Consider the following 20,693-nt stretch of genomic DNA (forward strand, 5'->3'; position numbering starts at 1 on the left):
TTTACTCACTTCTCGAATGGACTCGAACCTGGCTTGCTTATCCAACTTCCCTCCCCATGTAGATTTGGATTGAGCTTTTTTAGGTACTCAACCTGCGCTTTCAAGTGTGCATTTTCTTCCTCTACACTGCTGAAGTGCTTCCTTGTCCAACGTCCACGGTAGTCCTCGAAGCTTTCCCCACTTTGTGTTTTACGCACCCAGTTCAAGATCTGGCTTTCACTCATAATCCCCAGTTTCTCCATGATCTTAGAGTATGGCCAATTCTCCTCAACACGAAGACGAACTGCTTCAGCCTTGGTCTCTTCAGAATACTGGGTGAACTTTTGCCCTTTCTTTGGCGGCATAGAAAAATCCCCTCCGGTCAACAGTGTTTCATCCATGATACCATGGACTCTTTTTTCACTGTCTACCATGAGGGGATAATACCAACCATATGCTTATGGTTGGTGCTTTTTTCTTACGCCTGGTCATGCGGCACCTTAAGAATGTGCAACCGCTTTCTTAGGAATGAGCAATATCGAAACCGGATTAAAGCGTTTACAATTTCATTACAAGCAACGCAAAGGAGGGACCCCATGTGAAACCGCAAAAAAGAGCGTTGGCGACGATAAATTCCGCCGAAGGGACGTTGAGTGCGTCTCGTTCCTCATTGTTTTGGAAGCGCCTTAAGAATCAAAAGTATTACCAGCTCTTCGTCATCTTAGGCATGCTGTTTCTGCTGATCTTCGCGTACACGCCGATGTTCGGAATTATAATGGCCTTCAAAAGATACAGCATCGTCGACGGGATTTCAGGCATTTTCACGACACCCTGGGTAGGTTTTCAACATTTCAATGAGTTCTTCAACGACTACAAATTTGCGCAGCTGGTCGAAAACACATTGGCAATTAGCTTTCTAAAAATCTTGTTCGCGTTCCCGATTCCGATTTTGTTCGCGATCATGCTAAATGAGGTCCGGCACGCGTTCTTCAAACGTTTCGTACAGACGGTCAGCTATTTTCCGCATTTCATCTCGTGGGTCGTGGTGTCCGGTCTCGTCTTTGTGTTTCTGTCCAACGAAGAGGGCATCGCCAATCACTTTCTGATGCAGCTGGGGTTCATTACTAAGCCGATCCCGTTCCTCACGTCGGCGGACCATTTCTGGGGACTTGCGGTCGGTACGGCGGTGTGGAAGGAGGCGGGGTGGTGGACGATCATCTTCCTTGCCGCGATCGCCGGGATCGATCCCTCGTTGTATGAAGCGGCGCAGATCGACGGCGCCGGGCGATTGTCGCGCATCTGGAACATTACGCTGCCCGGGATGAAGAGCGCCATCGTGACCGTCTTGATTCTGTCGATCGGGAGCTTGCTGGGCGGCGGCTTGGTCGGCTCGAATTTCGAACAGTCCTTCCTGCTCGGAAATCCGATCAACAGCGACAAGTCGGAAATTATTCAGACGTACGCGTTCAAGGTCGGTCTCGCCGAAGGGCGTGTCGCCTACGCGGCCGCCGTGGACCTGATTCAAGCGGTCATCTCGGTGATGCTGATCTTCGGAAGCAACTACATCGCGAAGCGAGTCGCGAAGACGAGTCTGTTTTAGGAAAGGAGGCGAGCGTGTGCTGACTCTAAAGCGTAGAAGTCTAGAAGACCACGTCGTCGATAGCGTCAATTACGTGTTGCTGTTCTTCATTATGTTGATTACGCTCTACCCTTTCTATTACGTGCTCGTCATTTCGTTCAATAACGGCGTAGATACGATGATGGGCGGAGTATATGTCTGGCCGAGAGAATTTACCATCGTCAATTACACGACCTTCTTTTCGGATCCTAAATGGGTGACTTCGTTCGGCGTATCCGCCTTGCGAACCATTGTCGGAACGCTCCTCGGCGTCTTGTTTACGTGTATGACGGCCTACGGTCTAGCCTACAAGGATTTGATGTTCAAGAGATTTTATTTCCCGATGGTCATCTTCGCGATGTATTTCTCCGGCGGATTGATTCCGTACTATGTCGTCCTGAAATCGCTGGGATTGTTGAATTCGTTCGCCGTCTATGTCATTCCATCGATGCTGAACACGTTTTTCCTGCTCATCGCCATTTCGTTCTTTCGGGACATCCCGAGCGAGCTGGAGGAGTCGGCGAAGGTGGACGGAGCGAACGAGCTGACGATTTTCCTGAAAATTATCATTCCGATTTCGATGCCGCTGGTCGCGACGATGGCGCTGTTCCTCGGCGTCGGCCAATGGAATTCTTGGTTGGACTCCGCCTATTTCGTGCAAGATGATCGCTTGCGGACGCTAACCTACCGGATGATCGAAATTATTAATCAGAGCACGGCTCCGACGGAGCAGCAAGGCGCGCTGTACTCGGGTCAGGCGTCCGACGTCACCAGTTTCTCTCTGCAAGTAACCGCAATGGTCGTCGCCACGGTGCCGGTCATGTGCGTGTACCCGTTCCTGCAGAAATATTTCGTGAAGGGCATTATGCTCGGTTCCGTGAAGGGATAACGCACCCGGTCGGAAAAATTGGAAATATATTAAGGCTTCGCCTTGATATAAAATGGAGTTCATAGATTAGGGGAGGTTGTCTTCATGACAGCGGTAAAGAGGAAAGTCAGCCTGTTGGTAATAGCGGCATTGGTTATGTCGCTGCTTGCGGCTTGCAGCGGCGGCGCCGGCGGATCGCAAGGCGGCGAAGCCGCACCTGCGAACGAGACGGAGGCGCAGGAAGCTCCTAAGGCATCCGAAGGCGAAACCGCCGAAGTCGTGGAGCTCGACATGTTCGTCAACCATCCGTGGTGGCCGTTGAAGGATTGGTCCGGTTCCGTGCCGGAGGAAATTACGAAGCGCACCGGCGTGAAGCTCAACATTACGGTGGCGGCGGACGAACAGCAGCTTCCGCTCATGATCGCTTCCGGCGACTTGCCGGACCTGATCTTCACGGCAAGCGACATCGAGCGACTGTCGAATCCGAAACTTACGTATGCATGGGATGAATTGATCGAGCAGTACGCGCCCGGCTTCCAGCCGCCGCAAAATTTGGTCGGCGTCAACACGGCGCCGGACGGCAAATTTTACACGCTTCGCAATAACTTCTCTACGCAACAGGAATGGGAGGCCAATCAGGCCGCGCTGCCGAACGGGGGAGGAATCGCGGTTCGGAAAGACATTCTGGAGGCATTGGGCAATCCCCCGCTGAATACGCTTCAAGATCTTGAAAGCGTATTCGCGCAGGTGAAGCAGAAATACCCGGATCTCGTTCCGTTGGTATCGGATAAAAACTGGATCGGAGGCTATTTCGCTCCCCAATTCGGCGTCGTCGGCAAGTGGTACGAGGACGACGGCAACATCATCCACTATTTGCGGCAGCCGGAAACACTTGAGTTCTACAAATTTATGAACCGCATGTACCGAGAAGGGTATATGATCGCGGACAACTGGACGTTCAAGGACGACAAGGTCGACGACGAATTCGCGTTAAGCGGGAAAGCGTTCGCGATCGAGCATGTCGTGCGAGTCGCCGACGAGCTGAACGCGGCGCTCGAAAGCCAAGGCGCGGACTACTCATTCCAGATGATCACGCCGGAAGGCGACAACCCGCGTATTTATAACACTGGGATTGGCTGGTCCGGCGTATTTATTACGAAGAAGAACAAAGATCCGGAAGCGTCGATCAAATTTATGGAATTCATGTTCTCCGACGAAGGTCAGCGTCTCGGCATGTGGGGCGTCGAAGGGAAGGATTGGACGCTTCACGCGGAAGGGTACCCCGAATTCCAATACGATCGAAGCAACGCCGATCTGATGAACCAAGAAGGCCACAACTGGTGGGGCTTGCTCTCCGCCAGCGCGGTGACGGAAGGTCTCGGAAATTACATTCCCGGAAAGCAGTTGACAACGGCAGCCGCATTCCTGAAGAAACATACCGAATATAAGCCGGAGCTCGGGCTTCTGGTGACGGAGCCGGATTCGGAGGAGAAGGCGATCGAGACGAAGCTGGAAGACATGATTACGAACGAGCGCGTGAAAGTGTACTTGGCGCAGTCTGAAGAAGAGGCCGTTCAAGCGTATAACAGCATGTTGGAATTGGCGGAGCGGATCGGCATGAGCAAGCTGGAAGGCTGGGCGAACGAGAAGTATGCCACGGTGAAGGACTACTTCAAGTAAGCCTGAATCAGTCACATTCCGATAGGGGTAGAGCGGTTCTTTAGCTTTACCCCTTCGAATATTGGAGGTATCTATGAAAACAAGCAACGACCTAACGCTCTGGTATGAACGTCCGGCGGGGGAGTGGCTGGAGGCGCTGCCGGTCGGCAACGGAAGGCTCGGCGGCATGGTGTTCGGCGGCACGGAGCTCGAGCGGATTCAACTGAACGAGGAGACGCTCTGGTCCGGCTTCCCGCGGGACACGAATCAATACGATGCATATCGGCATCTGGACCGCGTCCGAGCGCTCGTCGAACAAGGCCGATATGCGGAAGCCGAGAACATGGTCAATGCGACGCTGCTCGGTCCGTGGAATGAGTCGTATTTGCCGATGGGCGATTTGCATATTAAGCAGCTCGGCCTAACCGGGACGCCCGAACGGTACGTTCGCGACCTCAACCTAGATACGGCGATCGCGACCACCTCTTTCGCGGATGGCGGGACCCGCTACACCAGAGAGGTGTTCGTAAGCGCGCCGGAGCAGGTGATGGCGATCCGGATCGCATCCGATCAGCCGGACTGGGTATCGATCTCCGCGTCGCTTGGCAGCCCGCTGAGGTGCAATGTCACGGGGACCGGCGCCGAGTTGGCGTTGTCGGGGCAATGCCCGAGCCATGTGGAGCCGAATTACGTGAATCATCCGAATCCGATTTTGTACGAAGAGGACCGCGGCATCCGGTTCGAGGCTCGGCTCCGCGCGGTGAGCGACGGGGGAACGATTAAGGTTACGGACGCCGGGGAGCTCGTCATTACCGGAGCGAATGCGGTGACGCTGCTGCTTGCTGCAGCGACCAGCTTCGACGGCTACGACAAGGACCCTGCGCGAACGAATAAAAATCTGACGGAGGAAAACAGAATCCGTTTGGATGCCGCCGCTTCTCTGTCTTATGAAGCGCTGCGGTCGAGGCATGTGCAGGAGCATCGGCAATTGTTCCGCCGCGTGGATCTCCGTCTAGGTCTGGCCGAAGCGGAGACGATCGACCTTCCGACCGACCGAAGGCTGGAACGCCTCCGCGGCGGCGCGGAGGACCCGCAGCTCGCTGCGTTGTTTTACCAATTCGGCCGATATTTGCTCATCGCCTGCTCTCGTCCGGGGACGCAGCCGGCGAACCTGCAAGGGATTTGGAACGAGGACGTTCGCCCGCCGTGGAGCAGCAATTACACGACGAATATTAACGCGGAGATGAATTATTGGCTTGCGGAGACGGGAAACTTGAGCGATTGTCATGAGCCGTTGTTCGATATGATCGACGATCTCCGGACGACCGGCCGAAGGACGGCGATGATCCACTATAACTGCCGCGGGTGGACGGCGCACCATAACGTGGACTTGTGGCGGTCCCCTACGCCCGTGAACGGGGACGCCCTGTGGGCGTTCTGGCCGATGGGCGGGGCATGGCTGGTCAGCCACCTCTGGGAGCGATACGAGTTCGCGAAGGATGAGGCGTTCCTTGCGCGAAGAGCGTATCCGGCGATGAAAGAAGCCGCGTTGTTTTGCCTCGATTGGCTGGTGGAGGACGGCGACGGGTATCTGGTGACGAATCCGTCGACATCTCCGGAAAACCGCTTCATCGCGCCGGATGGCAGCAAAAGCAGCGTCACTAAAGCTTCGACGATGGATATGACGATCATTCGGGAGCTGTTCGAGCGCTGCATCGAAGCGGCGTCGCTGCTGGGCGTGGACGGCGACCTGTCGGAGGCGTGGGCGGCGGCCCTCAAGAAGCTGTATCCGTACCGGGTCGGCCGATACGGACAGCTTCAGGAATGGAATGAAGATTTCGACGAGGTGGAGCCGGGGCATCGCCATCTCTCTCACTTGTACGGCGTATACCCCGGAAACCTAATCACGCAAAACCGCAACCGGGAGCTCCTGGAAGCTGCCCGGGCATCGCTGGAGCGGCGTCTTGCGCACGGCAGCGGCCATACGGGGTGGAGCTGCGCGTGGGTCATCAATTTGTGGGCGCGGCTGCAAGACGGGGAACAGGCTCATGCCTACGTGCGCACCTTGCTCGAGAAGTCGACGTTTCCGAACTTATTCGACGCCCATCCGCCGTTCCAAATCGACGGCAATTTCGGGGGCGCCGCCGGCATCGCGGAGATGCTGCTGCAGAGCCACGACGGCTTCCTGCATTTCCTTCCCGCGCTGCCGAAGGCCTGGGACGAAGGAACGGTCAAAGGGTTCAGGGCGCGGGGCGGCTACGAGGTACAGCTCGAGTGGAAACGGGGCCGGCTCACGCAAGCGGTCGTCGTTCCGACACGTACGGGGGTGTGCCGGCTTAAGGCGCCGTCCCCGGTCAAGGTGTTCTGCGAAGGACAGGACATCGAGACTAAGCTGGTCGGAGATTCCGTTCTCGAATTCCACGTCGACGCTTCCAAAACCTATGTCATTACGGCAATGGAATAATCCAAGAAGGGGTGCTTCGGCACCCCTTCCCGCGGCTTATGCATCAATTCCCGGTTGTACCAACGCTTGTAAACGCTTAAACTTTCTTTATCGATATAGAATTTATAAAAACTTCCGCTTCACCGCGGTCGCTCATCCTTGCATGTACTTCGAGAGAAGTTTTTCTTATCAACCGTAAAGAAGTGATGGACCTTGGAAGGGCGCATTGGGCTTATCGAGACCATGATCGAGAAGGCGAAAAGCATCGGCATCGCGAAGAAAATGATTATCGGCTATCTTTTTGTGATCGTTATGCCGATTTTGATATTCGGATGGATTTTATATAGTCAATTCTACCAGAGCGTTACGGACGATTACGTAGAAAGCCGGCAGCAGCTGCTTGAGCAGGCGCACACGAATTTCCAGGTGAACCTGGCTCAAGCCGAATCCACGTACGAGCTCGTTCAGTTCAACACCAACATCGTGGAATATTTGAGCGGCATTTACCGAACGGAATCGGAGCAAGTGTACGCTTACTTGAAATATATCAATCCCCTGCTGGCTTATATGAAGCTCGGAAACCCGTACATCGAGCACATTAACCTATATATCTTACAATCGGGGGTCATGGCCACCCATAACATCCTTCGGATCGAGGCGCTGCCCGACAGATCTGTCGAAGCGCTGCTATCGGCGGGCAAAGGGGTATGGAAGTTGGAGAAAGATCCCGCCGGCTCCATGCCGAACATGATTTATTATCAAGCGATCTATAACAAAGGGTATTCGAAGCGGCTGGGCATCCTGGAAGTTTCGTTAAAAAAGGACACCTTGCAGCAGTTCTTCGATGCGCTCGGAGTAAACGAAGGCGCCGAGTTTGTACTAACCGGAAACCGATCCGAGATGATCTACCATACGAGTTTGACCGGTCTGACGGATGACGAACTAGCTGACGTCATGGAGCGGGCGGCATCCGGAAACAGTCGATATTTCAATCTCGCGCAGCCGAACGTTATCGTCAATTCGATCCGGATCGAGGGGTTAGGCGTTCAATTGTATTGGCTGGCGAAGGATCCGAAGTTTTTCAGCGGCCTCTCCCAGAAACAATATACGTTAATCGCGCTCATCGTCGTACTCCTAGTTATTCTTTCTTGGATTTATTACATGGTAGCCTCGTCGCTAACGAAACGCGTCCTCCACCTCGCAAGACATATGCGGAAGGTGGACAGCGACAATTTAACGCTGTACACCGGCAGGCAGGATCGGGACGAGATCGGGATGCTGGCGGGGTCGTTCAATGCGTTGCTGGAGAGGATCAACGAATTGGTCAATAACGTACATCGGGCCGAGCTTCACCGCAAGGAGGCGGCCTACTTGGTTCTGCAGGCGCAGATTAAACCCCATTTCCTATACAACACGTTGGAATCCATTCGAATGATGGCCGAGATCAAAGGGGATACGGATATCTCCGAGATTTGCTACGCGTTCGGCAAATTCATGAGGTACAGCCTGTCCTCCCACAACATGGAGACTTCGTTGGGCGAGGAACTGGAAAATATCGAGCACTTCATAAAAATACACAAATTGCGGCTGGGGGATAGGTTCGCGGTAGACGTCGAAACGGATCCGGGCATCGAGTCGTTCAGGTGCCCAAGGTTTATCCTGCAGCCGATCGTGGAAAACGCCGTCGTGCACGGGATTTCGAAAATTCGGGGACAAGGACTGCTGACGATTCGGATTCGCGACCGAGGCGAAGCGGTGGAGGTCGCGGTGTCCGATAACGGACGCGGCGTTCCCGAGGCGCGGCTCGCGACGATTCATGCGATGCTTCAGAACAAGACCGACATTCGCGATTTCCAGTCGGAGAGCGGCGGTCACGGCCTTTACAATATTAATCAAAGAATTAAGACGTACTATGGGGGCGACTCCGAATTGCAGATTTACAACGAAACCGGCGGCGGCACGACATGCTTATTGAAGCTTGCGAAGGGGGATGCATCCATATGCTCCGCGTAATGGTCGTCGACGACGAACCGATGATTTTAGGCGGGATCGTTAGCATTTTAAAACAGCAAGCGCCTGAACTGCCTCTCGTCATCGAGAAGGCGGGCGACGGCATCGAGGGGGTCGAACTCGCGGAACGTTTTCTCCCGGACTTGGTCATCACGGATCTTCATATGCCGGAGATGGACGGGTTCGAGATGGTGGAGCAGCTCCAAGCCAAGGCGCTATGCAAGCGGTTCGCGATTCTCACCGGATACGACGATTTCGAATACGCTCGGAAGGCGCTGCGGTATAACGCTGTCGATTATTTGCTTAAACCGGTGAATAAGCAGGAGCTGATTGGGCTCGTCAAGAAGGTGCAGGAGGAGAAATTGAAGGAAACGGAAGCGCGCCTCAAGACCGGGTACTTGAAAATTCGCGAGATGATGGTCAATGGGACGTCCCCCGATGAAGCGCTGATGGAAAAGGAAGAAGCGGACGCGCTATTCGGCTGCGCCGACCAGAGCCATTATACCGTTATCGCGCTTCGTACGCGATCGCTGTCGGCATGGAACGGCGACGCCGACCTCGTAGAGCGAGATCCCAAGCTAACTGCGGTATTGCCGCTGCGATACGTCTTCCGCAGCCATCACGGGAATGAGATCATTCTCTTAGCGTACGGTCCTGCGGAAAGCGTCGCGGATTGGAGCCGCGTTCGCGAGGCGCTGCCGGCGTCCGTCTGCCGGGTGGGCATCAGCGAAACCGCGGCGGGTTGGGAGCATCTCCATGGACAATATTTGCAAGCCCAATTCGGTATGTTCGCGTCGAAGCACTTTCCGGAGAAGGCCCAGGCGATGAGACCTATCGATTACCGCAAACAGTTTGCGGCGATGGAGGCGGTCGAAAATCTGCTTCATACGCAGCCAGCGGAGGAGCGGAGGTTACGAATCAAGCGCTATGTCGCCGAATTCGCGGGGGGGTCCGACAACGCTCGCGAGCTGTTTCCCATCTATGTTCAAACCTTGTTTTATTTGCAGTCGTTTTTGGAAATCCAAGGGCAGCAGCATTGGAAGCAGTTCGCAGGGGTCTTGTTCGCGGAGGAGAAATTCGATGTTTCGAATGCGGACGCTTTGGAAGGGAAGCTAGAGGGGATCGTCAATGACATCCTCGAGACGGAGAGCCTCGTTGCATCTGCGCCCGAGACCCATTCGACGAAGCATTCGATGCAGAAGCTCCTGCAATATATTCATGATCATTACCACGAGGATGTATCGTTGGATCAAATCGCGGAAGTCACGGGATTGCATCCGAATTACGTCAGCGCGCTGTTTAAGAAGGAGACAGGGTCTACGTTCATCCAATATTTACAATCATATCGCGTGGATCGGGCGAAGGAGCTGATCCATGCGTATCCCGCGCTCTCCTTAGAGAAAATCGCCGTCCGCGTCGGATATCAACATATCGGTTATTTCTTCCGGGTGTTTAAGAAGTACGCGGGCTGCACGCCCGGACAATACCGGGAGCAAGCGTGAAATTCAAGACGGAGCCCGTCTGCATCGTTAAAACATCTTGATTCCAAATGCATTACAAAGTAAACTGATAAAAATGGCATATATTATAAAATCGAGTTTTATAATATAAAACAAAACAGCATAGGAGATATGTATGCCGATTATTCAATCGCTGGAACGAGCCTTGCAAATATTGGATTTGTTCGATGAGAACACTCCCGAATTAAAAATTACCGAGATCAGCGTAAGGCTGAATTTGCATAAGAGCACTCTTCACTCGCTGTTGAAAACGCTTCAAAAACATGGATACATCGATCAAGATTCCGATTCGGGGAAATACAGACTGGGTTTGAAGTTGCTGGAGCGAGGGCAGCTGCTGCTGCAAAGTCTTGATATTCGCACGGTAGCTCGAAAAACATTGCTGGATCTTTCCAAACGAACCGGACAGACGACCCATCTTGTCATCTTGGATGGCCGCGAGGGAGTATATATCGATAAGGTCGAAGGGGAAAAGGCCGCCATTCGCTATTCACGTGTAGGACGCAGGGTACCGTTACACAGCAGCGCGGTAGGCAAAGTCTTGGCTGCCTATTGCAACCCGGAGGATCTGAAGCGATTGATGGCAGGTTACGAATTTTTCCCCCAAACGTCGAAAACGATCCAAGACCAAGAAACGTTCATGGAAGAACTGGCCGGAGTGCGCCGACAAGGCTATGCCGTAGACAACGAGGAGAACGAACCGGGCGTCCGTTGCGCCGCTGTGCCGATCTTTGACCATGCCGGACGCGCTGTCGCCGCTATGAGTATATCAACGATGGTGTCCGCCGTTGGAGACGAGGAGTTTCTGGGATTCGTCGATTTCATGAAGGAACAGTGTTCCATCATCTCCAGGCAATTGGGGTATCGCGCTGCAACCTTGTAATCAGTTTTTTATTTTCTGCGTTCGTTGAGACATCATTGCACTCATTTTTGCGAACGCAGTTTTATAATATAAAACAAATGGATGAAAAAGGAGCGGTTTCGATGGTGAGAATCATTAGGTTTCGAGATCAGCAAGCTGCCCGATTGGCCGTACTGACGGATGATGAACACATTTACCCGACAGGGCACACCGGATTATGCGAATTTATGGCTCAGGCTCGGCAGGAAGGAACGTCGCCGCTTGCTTACGCAAACCAGTTCGTTGCCGAAGGGAATGTGCTGGGGAAGGCGCTCGAAGAGCTGGAGCTTCTAGTTCCGGTGGACACTCCGGAGGTATGGGCCGCAGGCGTTACCTACGAACGCAGCCGGGAAGCCCGCAACTACGAAGCGACCGCAGGCAAGCTGGATGCAACGACGTTTTACGACAAAGTATACAACGCCGACCGGCCGGAAATTTTCTTTAAATCGACCGGCAACCGGTTGGTCGGTCCGAATGAGGATGTTTGCATCCGCAGCGATTCTCGCTGGCAAGTGCCGGAGCCGGAACTCGGCCTCGTCATTGGACGGGACGGCAATGTCTGGGGGTATACGATCGGCAATGACATGAGCTGCCGCGACATTGAAGGGGAGAATCCGCTGTATTTGCCGCAAGCGAAAATTTGGAGGCGCTCCTGCTCGATCGGACCGGCGGTCCGTCTGGCCGAGACGGTAAGCGACCCTTACGGATTTCAGATTACAAGCCGGATCATCCGCAACGGTCAGGTTGTCACGGAAGGCACGGCTTCGACAAAACAATTAAAAAGAACATTTGATGAATTAGTTTCCTACTTGTGCCGGGACAACGATATTTTTGACGGAACGGTGCTCTTAACCGGTACCTGCATCGTCCCGCCTAACGAGTTTACGCTTGAAGACGGCGACCGCGTGGAAATCGATATTACCGGGATCGGGCGGCTGAGCAATACGGTTCGCTCTGCAAACGCTTACCCCGACAATTCAATTCATAAGGAGGCAATCTGAGGTGCTGGAACAAACATATTTGAATTACATTAACGGAAGCTGGGTGCCTTCCGTTTCCGGGAAAACGGAGGCAAGCCGCAATCCGGCGAACCGGAAAGAGGTTGTCGGCTATGTGCAAGTTTCGGAGCTCGCGGATTTGGACAATGCAGTGAACGCGGCGCAAGCTGCGCGTACGGCTTGGCGTCAGCTTTCGGGGGCGGCCCGCGGCGAGCTGCTGTTTAAGGCGGCTAACATAATGGAAAGTCGGCTGAGCGAGATCGCGGAGACGATGACCCGCGAAATGGGCAAGACGCTCCCCGAAGCGAAGGGGGAAACGGCCAGAGGCGTAGCGATCCTTCGCTATTATGCGGGCGAGGGCATGCGCAAAACCGGCGATATCATTCCTTCCACGGACAGCGAGGCGCTCATGTTCACGACTCGCGTTCCGCTCGGCGTCGTAGGGATCATTTCCCCGTGGAACTTTCCGGTAGCCATACCGGTCTGGAAGATGGCCCCGGCGTTAATTTACGGCAATACCGTTGTGTTGAAGCCTGCACAAGACACAGCCGTAACTGCGGCGAAAGTCATCGAATGCTTTGCGGAGGCAGGTTTTCCAGCGGGCGTCGTGAATTTGATTACCGGCAAAGGCTCGGTCATCGGCCAAGGCTTGGCAGAGCATAACGGCGTCAACGGAATCTCATTCACGGGCTCCGACGCGGTAGGGAAGCAGGTCGGTTTGGCAGCTTTCAAACGCGGAGCGAAATACCAGCTGGAAATGGGCGGGAAAAATCCGATTATTATCGCCGCCGACGCAGATCTCGATTTGGCGGTGGACGCTACGATCAGCGGCGGACTGCGTTCCACCGGCCAGAAGTGTACAGCTACAAGCAGAGTTATTGTTCATAAAGACGTCTACGCAGCTTTCAAAACGAAATTGTTGGAGAAAATTGCAGCGATTCGCGTCGGCGACGGCATGGAGAGCGATACGTGGATGGGGCCTTGCGCCAACGAACAACAATTGGAAACCGTGCTTGAATACATTCGAATCGGTCAACAAGAAGGCGCTACTTTGGCATATGGCGGCAACAGACTGCAAGACCCCAAGCTTGCCGAAGGATTTTTCGTTGAACCGACTGTTTTCGAAAACGTGACACCGGCTATGAAAATCGCCCGGGAAGAAATCTTCGGTCCCGTATTGGCCCTTATTCCTGCGGAGAGCATGAAGGAAGCGATTCGACTGGCGAACGATACCGAATACGGGCTTAGCGCATCGATTTATACTCGCGATGTCGGCAACATCCTGACGTTCATCCGCGACGTGGACGCCGGGTTGGTGCGGATCAACGCGGAAACCGCGGGCGTAGAACTTCAGGCACCGTTCGGAGGAATGAAGCAGTCCAGCTCCCATTCCCGCGAGCAAGGGCAGGCGGCAATCGAATTTTACACTGCAGTGAAAACCGTCTTTATTAAATCCTAAGCGGGAGGACCGCGATGAGCGATAAATTAAGTCGGCTGTTCGGGGACGAGCGGAAAGATCTGTACGACATCCGGACGCACGCCCCCGGCCCTCAGGGGTCTTTGCCGCTAACCGATGAATTGTTGCGTAACGCTCCGAGCGGCGACTTGTTCGGTATGAGCCAGAACGCAGGGATGGGTTGGAATCCGTCCCGCATGAACGGCAGGCAATATTTGATACTCAGCACGCAAGGGGGCATTCGCGCCGAAGACGGTACGCCGATCGCTCTCGGTTATCACACGGGGCACTGGGAGGTCGGGCTGCTCGCCCAAGCGGCCGCCCGGGCGATTAGCGAGAACGGAGGAATTCCTTTCGCGGGTTACGTCAGCGATCCGTGCGACGGACGTTCCCAAGGAACGAGCGGCATGTTCGATTCGCTGCCGTACCGCAACGACGCGGCCATGGTCTTCCGCCGATTGATCCGTTCTTTACCGACAAGGCAGGGCGTCATCGGCGTCGCCACTTGCGATAAGGGATTGCCGGCAATGACGATCGCCTTAGCGTCTATGCATGACCTCCCTTGCGTCATTGTGCCGGGCGGAGTAACGCTCCCCCCGACGCAAGGGGAGGACGCCGGGAAAATACAAACGATCGGCGCTCGGTACTCCAACGGGGAAATGACGTTGGAAGATGCGGCCGATCTCGGGTGCCGCGCGTGCGCAACGCCCGGCGGCGGATGCCAATTTCTCGGAACGGCCGCGACGGCGCAGGTGGTAGCGGAGGCTTTGGGCCTCAGCGTACCTCATTCCGCCCTGGCGCCGTCCGGACAACCGATCTGGGAGGAAATCGCCAAGCAATCGGCGCTGGCGGTCATGAGCATGGACGCGGAAGGCATTCGCACGCGCGACATTGTCACCGATGCGGCGATTCGCAATGCGATGGCGGTGCATGCCGCTTTCGGAGGATCCACGAACTTGCTGCTTCATATTCCCGCCATCGCTCATGCGGCAGGGCGAACCGTCCCTACCGTCGAAGACTGGATTCGGACGAATCGGGATGTTCCAAGAATCGTAAGCGCCCTTCCGAATGGTCCCATCCATCATCCAACCGTCCGCGTCTTTATGGCGGGAGGAGTGCCGGAGGTCATGCTGCATCTGCGAAAGCTGGGCGTGTTGGACGACTCGGTGCTTACGGTAACCGGCGAACGCTTGTCCGCCGTTCTGGACTGGTGGGAGCATTCGGAGCGCAGGGCGGTCCTTCGGAAGCGGTTAATCGAAATGGACGGGATCGATCCGGACACGGTGATCATGCCTCCGGAGAGGGCCAAGCGCGAGGGTCTTACCTCTACGGTAACGTTCCCGATCGGAAACATTGCGCCGGAAGGAGCGGTGATTAAATCGACGTCCATCGATTCGACGGTCATCGGTCCCGATAACGTGTACCGTCATACCGGCAGAGCCAAGGTGTTCACCGCGGAGAAGGATGCGATTCGCGCGATCAAAACCGGGGGCATCCAGGCGGGGGACGTGATGGTATTGATCGGCCGCGGACCGAGCGGGACGGGCATGGAAGAGACGTACCAATTAACGTCCGCACTGAAGCATCTCCCGTTCGGCAAGTACGTATCGCTGATCACCGACGCGAGATTTTCCGGCGTTTCGACCGGCGCCTGCATCGGACACGTCGGTCCCGAGGCGTTGGCCGGTGGACCGATCGGCAAGCTTAGAGACGGGGATTGGATCGAAATTGTGATCGACCGTAACCGGCTGGAAGGGAGTATCCATTTCGTCGGCGAAGGAGAGGAGAAATTCAGTCCGGAGGAAGGAGAGCGCCGGTTGGCTCTGCGCGCTCCTCATCCGGGGCTCGCGCCGGACCCGCAGCTGCCGGACGATACGCGGCTTTGGGCGGCGCTGCAATCCGTCAGCGGCGGAACCTGGAAAGGCAGCGTTTACGACGTCGACCGGATCGTCGAGGCGATCGAAGCCGGAAAGAAAGCATTGGGCTGGCAATAACACGAAGCTATGGTACGGCGGAAGCCGCATCATAGCTTTTTAATCATGGTAGCCTGAGGAGGACACGCAATTGAAAAAATGTTAACCGCCGGAAAAATGTAAATTAACAGAAGGCGCAGGTTTCATTATGATGAATGAAGGCACTGTCCACGATGGATATCGGATCCGATATGGAAATGGGACGAGGAGCGCTGACCGATGAAGATGAACTGGTATTACCGCATGATCTTATCCTACGCGCCGATTCTCTTCGTAATTATATCCTCAATGATTTTCAGCTTCTTTCTGGTGCTCAATCATGCGTCCGAGAAAAAGTACATCGAGACGAACCAAGCGATTCTGGACCGCATGGTGTTTCACGCTGACGCGAATCTGATGCTCATCGAACGGAACGTGGTCAGCAAGCTATTAATGGACACCGTGATTCAAGACTATTTTTCCGATCGCCCGAAGGGGGCCTTCGAAGAATTCGTGCTGCAGAAAAAGCTGATCGAGCTGAATTCAACGCTGCCGTTCGCGAATACGATTTACGTGTATCATGAGGCGGAGCAGCTTATTATTTCCGATGTAGGTTCGTATAAACCGGACGGCTTCGGCGATTACGCCTTCCTAATGAGGAATTATTCGAGGGAAGAAACGGGGAGCTGGCATGATCCGCGAGAGTTCGCATACGCTTCCTCCGATCCGCAGAAGCAGCAGGTCATATCGCTCGTGAAGCTGTACCGGAACGGCGATGAGACGTTGGGCGCGATCGTCGTTAACGTGTTTCAGCAGTCGTTATTGGACTATCTTAACAGCTTTAATGGAAGCGATTCCACTTCGATTCGCCTCGTTGGAGGGGACGCAGACGCCGCCTTATCCGTTGCGAGCAGCGAAACGAAGTCGGACACGATTACGGTGCAATCCGAGTATACGGGCTGGAGATTTGTGTCGGAGGGGGTGTACGATCGGGGGTATGCGACGTTGTCGCTCTTCTCGAGCGCCTGGATGATCCTGTTGATCGTCGTGATCGTGTTGGCGCTGATCGGATTTACGGTCGTGACCCATATACATTACCGGCCGATCCAGTCGATTATGGAGAAGGTCGGACAATATTCGAATCGGAAGAGCGAAGCGCTCGGCATGAAGGGGGCCAATAACGAGTTCGCGTTCATCGAGACGGCGCTGGATCAGTTGCTGAAGCGGTCGATGGATTACGAAAGCTTGCATAAGGAGGACAGCCTGCTGAGGCAGCAATTGCTGTTCCACGAGCTGCTGATGGGGCATCGACGGTTGTCCGACGAACAATTTCGGCGGCGGCTGGCCGAGCTGAGTTTGCCGACCGCGTATGATCGGTTGGGGGTGATCGCCGTTGAAATCGATTATTACGCGGCCTTCACCGAGAAATATAAACTTCGGGACCAGCATCTCATCAAGTTCGTGATCGAAAGCGCCTTCCGAGAATTGGGCCAAACGAACGATACGTTCGTCTGGCATGCCTGGATCGAGCCGCATCGCATTGCGTTCGTGACGCATCATACGAGGAGTCGTCCGCGCAGTGAAAAGCCGATCCAGGATTTCGCGGAAGAATTTCACCGGTGGATCGACCAGAACCTGGAGCTCACGGTCACGGTTGGCGTCGGGTCAGATTCCCAATCGATCGAGTCGATCGCAGAGTCGTATCGCACGGCGCAGGATAACCTTGCGCTCAAAACCGTGTTCGGAACGAACACAATCATCGACAATCGTCGAAGCGCCGCCAAGCTGAGCCTCGACAATTACGCTTACCTGCAAGCGATCGACAATGCGGCTCAGTCGTTCCGCATGAACGAGAGCGATTGGCGGGAGAAGTTGACGCGCATCTTCGGGGAGTTAAAGAGGATGCGTTTCGCAAAGCAAGACATGATCGGATTTACGAACAGCTTCGTGTTACAGATGGATAAGGCGATAACCGCTCTATCGCCCAACATTCAGGAGATTTGGCGGAACGACTACCAGCAGCGCTTCGCGGAGCTTACCGAGAAGGCGGAAACGTTGGACGAGCTGGAGGAGCGGCTCATGAGCGCGATGACGGCGTTCGAGGCGGCGGTAGACGAGGACCGCAAGGCGCGAAGACATCACAGCCTCGCGTTGCAGGCGAAAAACTACATCGACGCGCATTTCGCAGATCCAGACTTGTCCTTATCCCGCGTGAGCGAGTACCTAAACCTTCAGCCCAGCGCGTTGAGCCAGTTGTTTAAGGAAGAATTGGGCGAGAAGTTCATCGATTACGTGCTGAAGGTTCGCCTGCAGCATGCCCGAAAGCTGTTGGTGGAGACGGAGGATTCGATCCAATCCATCGCTGAGCAGATCGGTTATCAGAATGTGATTTCGTTTTATCGGGCGTTCAAGAAAATCCAGGACATTCCTCCAGGCGAATACAGAAATATGTACCGCACGAATTCATAAGAACTGGGTGCAGGAGAGGCGAGGAGGATGGTTGTTGGTGATAAAAAGGGTACTGCTAACCGTAGTCGCGGGTACGCTCATCTTTTCGATGTTCGCCGGCTGCAGCGGGATGTCGGAGCGAGATCGGGGGGACCCCGGCCAGCCTCGCGATGCCGCGGGTCCCGACGATTGGAAGACGCTGCGCATTGAATTGTTCGACCGCGACAATACGCCGGCCGGTGCGCCCCCGCTTACGGATAATTTTATGACGCAATACATTCAGAAGCATTTCGGCGATCCGAACCGGGTGAAGGTGGAGTTCGTTACGGTGCCGAGGGCGGAGGAGCTGGACCGGCTGCATGTGCTGATGGCCGCCAACCAAGCGCCGGATCTCGTCTTTACGTACGATCTGCCCACGGTATACAACTTCGCGATGCAAGGGAAATTAACGGATCTGACCGATCTGCTCGAGCGGCACGGACAAGATTTGAAACAGGTGTTGGGGGAGGACATTCTGGAGGTCGGCCGCTTCGACGGGAAGCAATACGCGATTCCGGCTAAACGCGTGCTGACGGCGCAGAGCGCAACCTTGATTCGGGAGGATTGGCTTAAGGAAGTAGGATTGCCCTTGCCGGAGACGACGGAGCAGTTTTACGAAGCGCTCAAAGCGTTTAAGGAGAAGAAGCCGGGGAAGTCGGGAGAGGACGTTATCCCGTTCGGGCACGTCGATTATTACCATACGGCGGGACTCCAATACTCGTTCTGGGATTGGGAGCGCATCACGGAAGAGGACATCTACGCCAAGCCGCGATGGGCCATGCCGGGAAACAAAGAGGCCTATCGATTCCTAAATAAGTTGTACCATGAGGGCTTAATCGATCCGAATTTTCACTTGGACCGATTTTCGCGGCAGTTCCAGAAGGACCTGGTCAACGGACGCGTCGGGGCGGGCACGCCGAACGTCAACGAGCCGGTGTATATGGGGTACCTCAGGGAGTTACAAAAGAATGAGCCGAACGCCGTTCTAACGCCGATCGATCCGTTCACGACTGCGAGCGGCAAACGGCCGAAGCCGATTCTCGAGAAGACCGGGATGCTGATCATGGTGCCGAAGGCAAGCCCGAACGCGGAAGCGGCGATCCAGTATTTGAACTGGATGGCGCAGCCGGAACATTATATCGCGCTGCAGAACGGCATCGAAGGCGTCACCTACGAGATGAAGGGCGGCATCCCGGTCGTGCTTCAGAACGAGGAAGCAGATCGGACGTTATACAACTATTTCGATTATTGCATTATCCTGAACGGCAAATTCGTGAGCGCGGCGGACGACGAATTAAACTTGAAAGCGAATATTACCGATTCGCGGTACGAGCAATTTACGACGAAAAGCATCGAGTTCGGGATGAGGGACGGGGTTGGGACGCCGCAGAGCGTAAGAGTGCTTCCGGCGGAGATTAAATATTCGGCGGCGTTAAACGAGAAGAACGACGAAATATTCGTGAAAGTCGTTACGGCGGAGCCGGAGTCCTTCGACGCCGTGTACGACCAAGAAGTGGCGGATTATTTGAGGATGGGCGGCCAGCAGGTCATGGAGGAGAGGCTTCGGGCATATCGGGAGAAGAAATAGGCAGGGTCGCAGCAGCGCCTCGGAGGTTGCCGAATCGGCAGCCTCGGGGCGCCTTTTTGCGTGCGGCGAACGTTCGATTTAACCTTTTCGGCAGATTAACGCCACGGGTTTGAACAATGGATAAGTATTGAAAAAAGGTGAATCCCCCCCGAAGGAAAAAAGGCGAAGCCCGTAAATTAATGACAATTTCGCGGCGGAGCTGCTTGTTGTATAGTGAGGGCCACAGTCGAAGAAAGGAATTGAGGACCTTGCAGATCGATACGAGTCAAGTCAATCGACGGTTATCCGTCCGACGAAACCGCGGCGGGATGGCGTCCTTCCGACGGCAATGGCCGCTGTATCTCCTGATGTTTTTGCCCATGACGTTCTTCCTCGTCTTTAAGTACATTCCTATGATGGGGGTCGTCGTCGCCTTCAAGGAGTACAACATCTTCAAAGGCGTCTGGGCGAGCGAGTGGGTCGGCTTCGCCGTATTTCACGAGATTTTCGCGATGCCGCAGTTTTACAAAGCGCTTCGCAATACGCTGATGCTCAACATCTTTGCGCTTCTCATGTTCCCGATTCCTATTATACTGGCCATTCTGCTGAACGAAATTCGGGTGCAATGGTACAAGCGGGTCAGCCAGACGCTGCTGTATTTGCCGCATTTTATTTCCTGGGTCATCGTCGGCGGGATGGCGATCCGGCTCTTGTCCACGAACACGGGCAGCGTCAACGAGTTCATTAAGAGCTTGGGCGGCCAGCCGATTCCGTTCCTCGAAGACGAGATCTTATGGATTCTGACGTATACGGGAGCTGGGGTTTGGCATTATGCAGGCTGGGGAACGATCCTGTATTTGGCAGCGCTTACGGCGATTAATAAGGAGCTGTACGAAGCGGCCGACGTGGACGGAGCAAGCCGGCTGCGGAAGATGTGGCATATTACTTTGCCAGGAATTAAGCCGACGATCGTCGTGCTGTTCATCCTTCAAATCGGACATATGGCGGACATCAGCTTCGAGCAGCCTTACGCCCTGCAGAACGGCTATGTCATGGACGTGGCGCAAGTTATTAGTACGTACGTGTATACGGTCGGCATTCAGTCGGCGCAATTCGCGCTCGCCACGGCCGTAGGCTTGTTCCAGTCGGTTGTGGGCCTGATCCTGCTGCTGACGGCCGAACTGATTTCCCGGAAAGTAAATAATCAAGGAATTTTCTAGAAGGAGGGAAACGAA

General features: G+C 54.7%; 14 protein-coding genes. 13 read left to right on the forward strand and 1 reads right to left on the reverse strand.

Going from position 1 to position 20,693, the window contains the following annotated elements; genetic code table 11:
* Window positions 1-5 precede the first annotated feature (5 nt).
* Complete coding sequence (locus tag VE009_RS10790) at window positions 6-380, reverse strand: transposase (RefSeq protein ID WP_414694823.1); 375 nt, start codon at window positions 378-380, stop codon at window positions 6-8.
* Window positions 381-607: 227 nt separating this feature from the next.
* On the opposite strand from VE009_RS10790, the gene VE009_RS10795 reads away from it, so the two are divergent.
* From VE009_RS10795 to VE009_RS10855, 13 genes are all read left to right on the forward strand, one after another.
* Window positions 608-1,579, forward strand: coding sequence for an ABC transporter permease (locus tag VE009_RS10795; RefSeq protein ID WP_325007511.1), 972 nt, complete (start codon window positions 608-610; stop codon window positions 1,577-1,579).
* Window positions 1,580-1,595: 16 nt separating this feature from the next.
* Entirely contained in the window at window positions 1,596-2,486 is an 891-nt protein-coding gene (locus tag VE009_RS10800; RefSeq protein ID WP_325007446.1) for a carbohydrate ABC transporter permease, read from the forward strand.
* A gap of 84 nt (window positions 2,487-2,570) precedes the next feature.
* Window positions 2,571-4,145, forward strand: coding sequence for an extracellular solute-binding protein (locus VE009_RS10805; protein ID WP_325007448.1), 1,575 nt, complete (start codon window positions 2,571-2,573; stop codon window positions 4,143-4,145).
* A 73-nt stretch (window positions 4,146-4,218) separates the two neighbouring features.
* On the forward strand, window positions 4,219-6,588 hold the full coding sequence (locus VE009_RS10810) for a glycoside hydrolase family 95 protein (protein ID WP_325007449.1): 2,370 nt from the start codon (window positions 4,219-4,221) through the stop codon (window positions 6,586-6,588).
* A 192-nt stretch (window positions 6,589-6,780) separates the two neighbouring features.
* The gene (locus VE009_RS10815) at window positions 6,781-8,580 is read left to right on the forward strand and encodes a sensor histidine kinase (protein WP_325007451.1); all 1,800 of its coding nucleotides are present in this window, start codon (window positions 6,781-6,783) and stop codon (window positions 8,578-8,580) included.
* On the forward strand, window positions 8,568-10,079 hold the full coding sequence (locus VE009_RS10820) for a helix-turn-helix domain-containing protein (protein ID WP_325007453.1): 1,512 nt from the start codon (window positions 8,568-8,570) through the stop codon (window positions 10,077-10,079). Before VE009_RS10815 ends, VE009_RS10820 begins: the two co-directional genes overlap by 13 nt.
* A 133-nt stretch (window positions 10,080-10,212) precedes the next feature.
* The gene (locus tag VE009_RS10825) at window positions 10,213-10,980 is read left to right on the forward strand and encodes an IclR family transcriptional regulator (protein ID WP_325007455.1); all 768 of its coding nucleotides are present in this window, start codon (window positions 10,213-10,215) and stop codon (window positions 10,978-10,980) included.
* A 104-nt stretch (window positions 10,981-11,084) separates the two neighbouring features.
* Window positions 11,085-11,999 carry a fumarylacetoacetate hydrolase family protein gene (locus VE009_RS10830; RefSeq protein WP_325007512.1) on the forward strand — a complete coding sequence of 305 codons (915 nt, stop codon included), beginning with the start codon at window positions 11,085-11,087 and terminating at the stop codon, window positions 11,997-11,999.
* 1 nt (window position 12,000) lies between these two features.
* Window positions 12,001-13,455 carry an alpha-ketoglutaric semialdehyde dehydrogenase GucD gene (gucD, locus tag VE009_RS10835; protein ID WP_325007457.1) on the forward strand — a complete coding sequence of 485 codons (1,455 nt, stop codon included), beginning with the start codon at window positions 12,001-12,003 and terminating at the stop codon, window positions 13,453-13,455.
* A 14-nt stretch (window positions 13,456-13,469) separates the two neighbouring features.
* Window positions 13,470-15,446 (forward strand): YjhG/YagF family D-xylonate dehydratase, encoded by a 1,977-nt coding sequence (locus VE009_RS10840; protein WP_325007459.1) that lies wholly within the window; start codon window positions 13,470-13,472, stop codon window positions 15,444-15,446.
* Between the two features lie 198 nt (window positions 15,447-15,644).
* On the forward strand, window positions 15,645-17,873 hold the full coding sequence (locus tag VE009_RS10845) for a helix-turn-helix domain-containing protein (protein WP_325007461.1): 2,229 nt from the start codon (window positions 15,645-15,647) through the stop codon (window positions 17,871-17,873).
* Window positions 17,874-17,910: 37 nt separating this feature from the next.
* Window positions 17,911-19,479 carry an extracellular solute-binding protein gene (locus VE009_RS10850; protein ID WP_325007463.1) on the forward strand — a complete coding sequence of 523 codons (1,569 nt, stop codon included), beginning with the start codon at window positions 17,911-17,913 and terminating at the stop codon, window positions 19,477-19,479.
* A 308-nt stretch (window positions 19,480-19,787) separates the two neighbouring features.
* Window positions 19,788-20,678 carry an ABC transporter permease gene (locus tag VE009_RS10855; RefSeq protein ID WP_325007514.1) on the forward strand — a complete coding sequence of 297 codons (891 nt, stop codon included), beginning with the start codon at window positions 19,788-19,790 and terminating at the stop codon, window positions 20,676-20,678.
* Window positions 20,679-20,693: the final 15 nt, after the last annotated feature.

Origin of the sequence: Paenibacillus sp. (assembly GCF_035645195.1) — a bacterium.
Taxonomy (GTDB): Bacteria; Bacillota; Bacilli; order Paenibacillales; family YIM-B00363; genus Paenibacillus_AE.

Excerpts from the sequence above, each read along its gene's own strand:
- VE009_RS10845 (WP_325007461.1), top strand. The coding sequence starts at position 15,645 with ATGAAGATGAACTGGTATTACCGCATGATCTTATCCTACGCGCCGATT.
- VE009_RS10825 (WP_325007455.1), top strand. The coding sequence starts at position 10,213 with ATGCCGATTATTCAATCGCTGGAACGAGCCTTGCAAATATTGGATTTG.
- VE009_RS10805 (WP_325007448.1), top strand. The coding sequence starts at position 2,571 with ATGACAGCGGTAAAGAGGAAAGTCAGCCTGTTGGTAATAGCGGCATTG.
- VE009_RS10810 (WP_325007449.1), top strand. The coding sequence starts at position 4,219 with ATGAAAACAAGCAACGACCTAACGCTCTGGTATGAACGTCCGGCGGGG.
- VE009_RS10790 (WP_414694823.1), bottom strand. The coding sequence starts at position 380 with ATGGATGAAACACTGTTGACCGGAGGGGATTTTTCTATGCCGCCAAAG.
- VE009_RS10840 (WP_325007459.1), top strand. The coding sequence starts at position 13,470 with ATGAGCGATAAATTAAGTCGGCTGTTCGGGGACGAGCGGAAAGATCTG.
- VE009_RS10855 (WP_325007514.1), top strand. The coding sequence starts at position 19,788 with ATGGCGTCCTTCCGACGGCAATGGCCGCTGTATCTCCTGATGTTTTTG.
- VE009_RS10820 (WP_325007453.1), top strand. The coding sequence starts at position 8,568 with ATGCTCCGCGTAATGGTCGTCGACGACGAACCGATGATTTTAGGCGGG.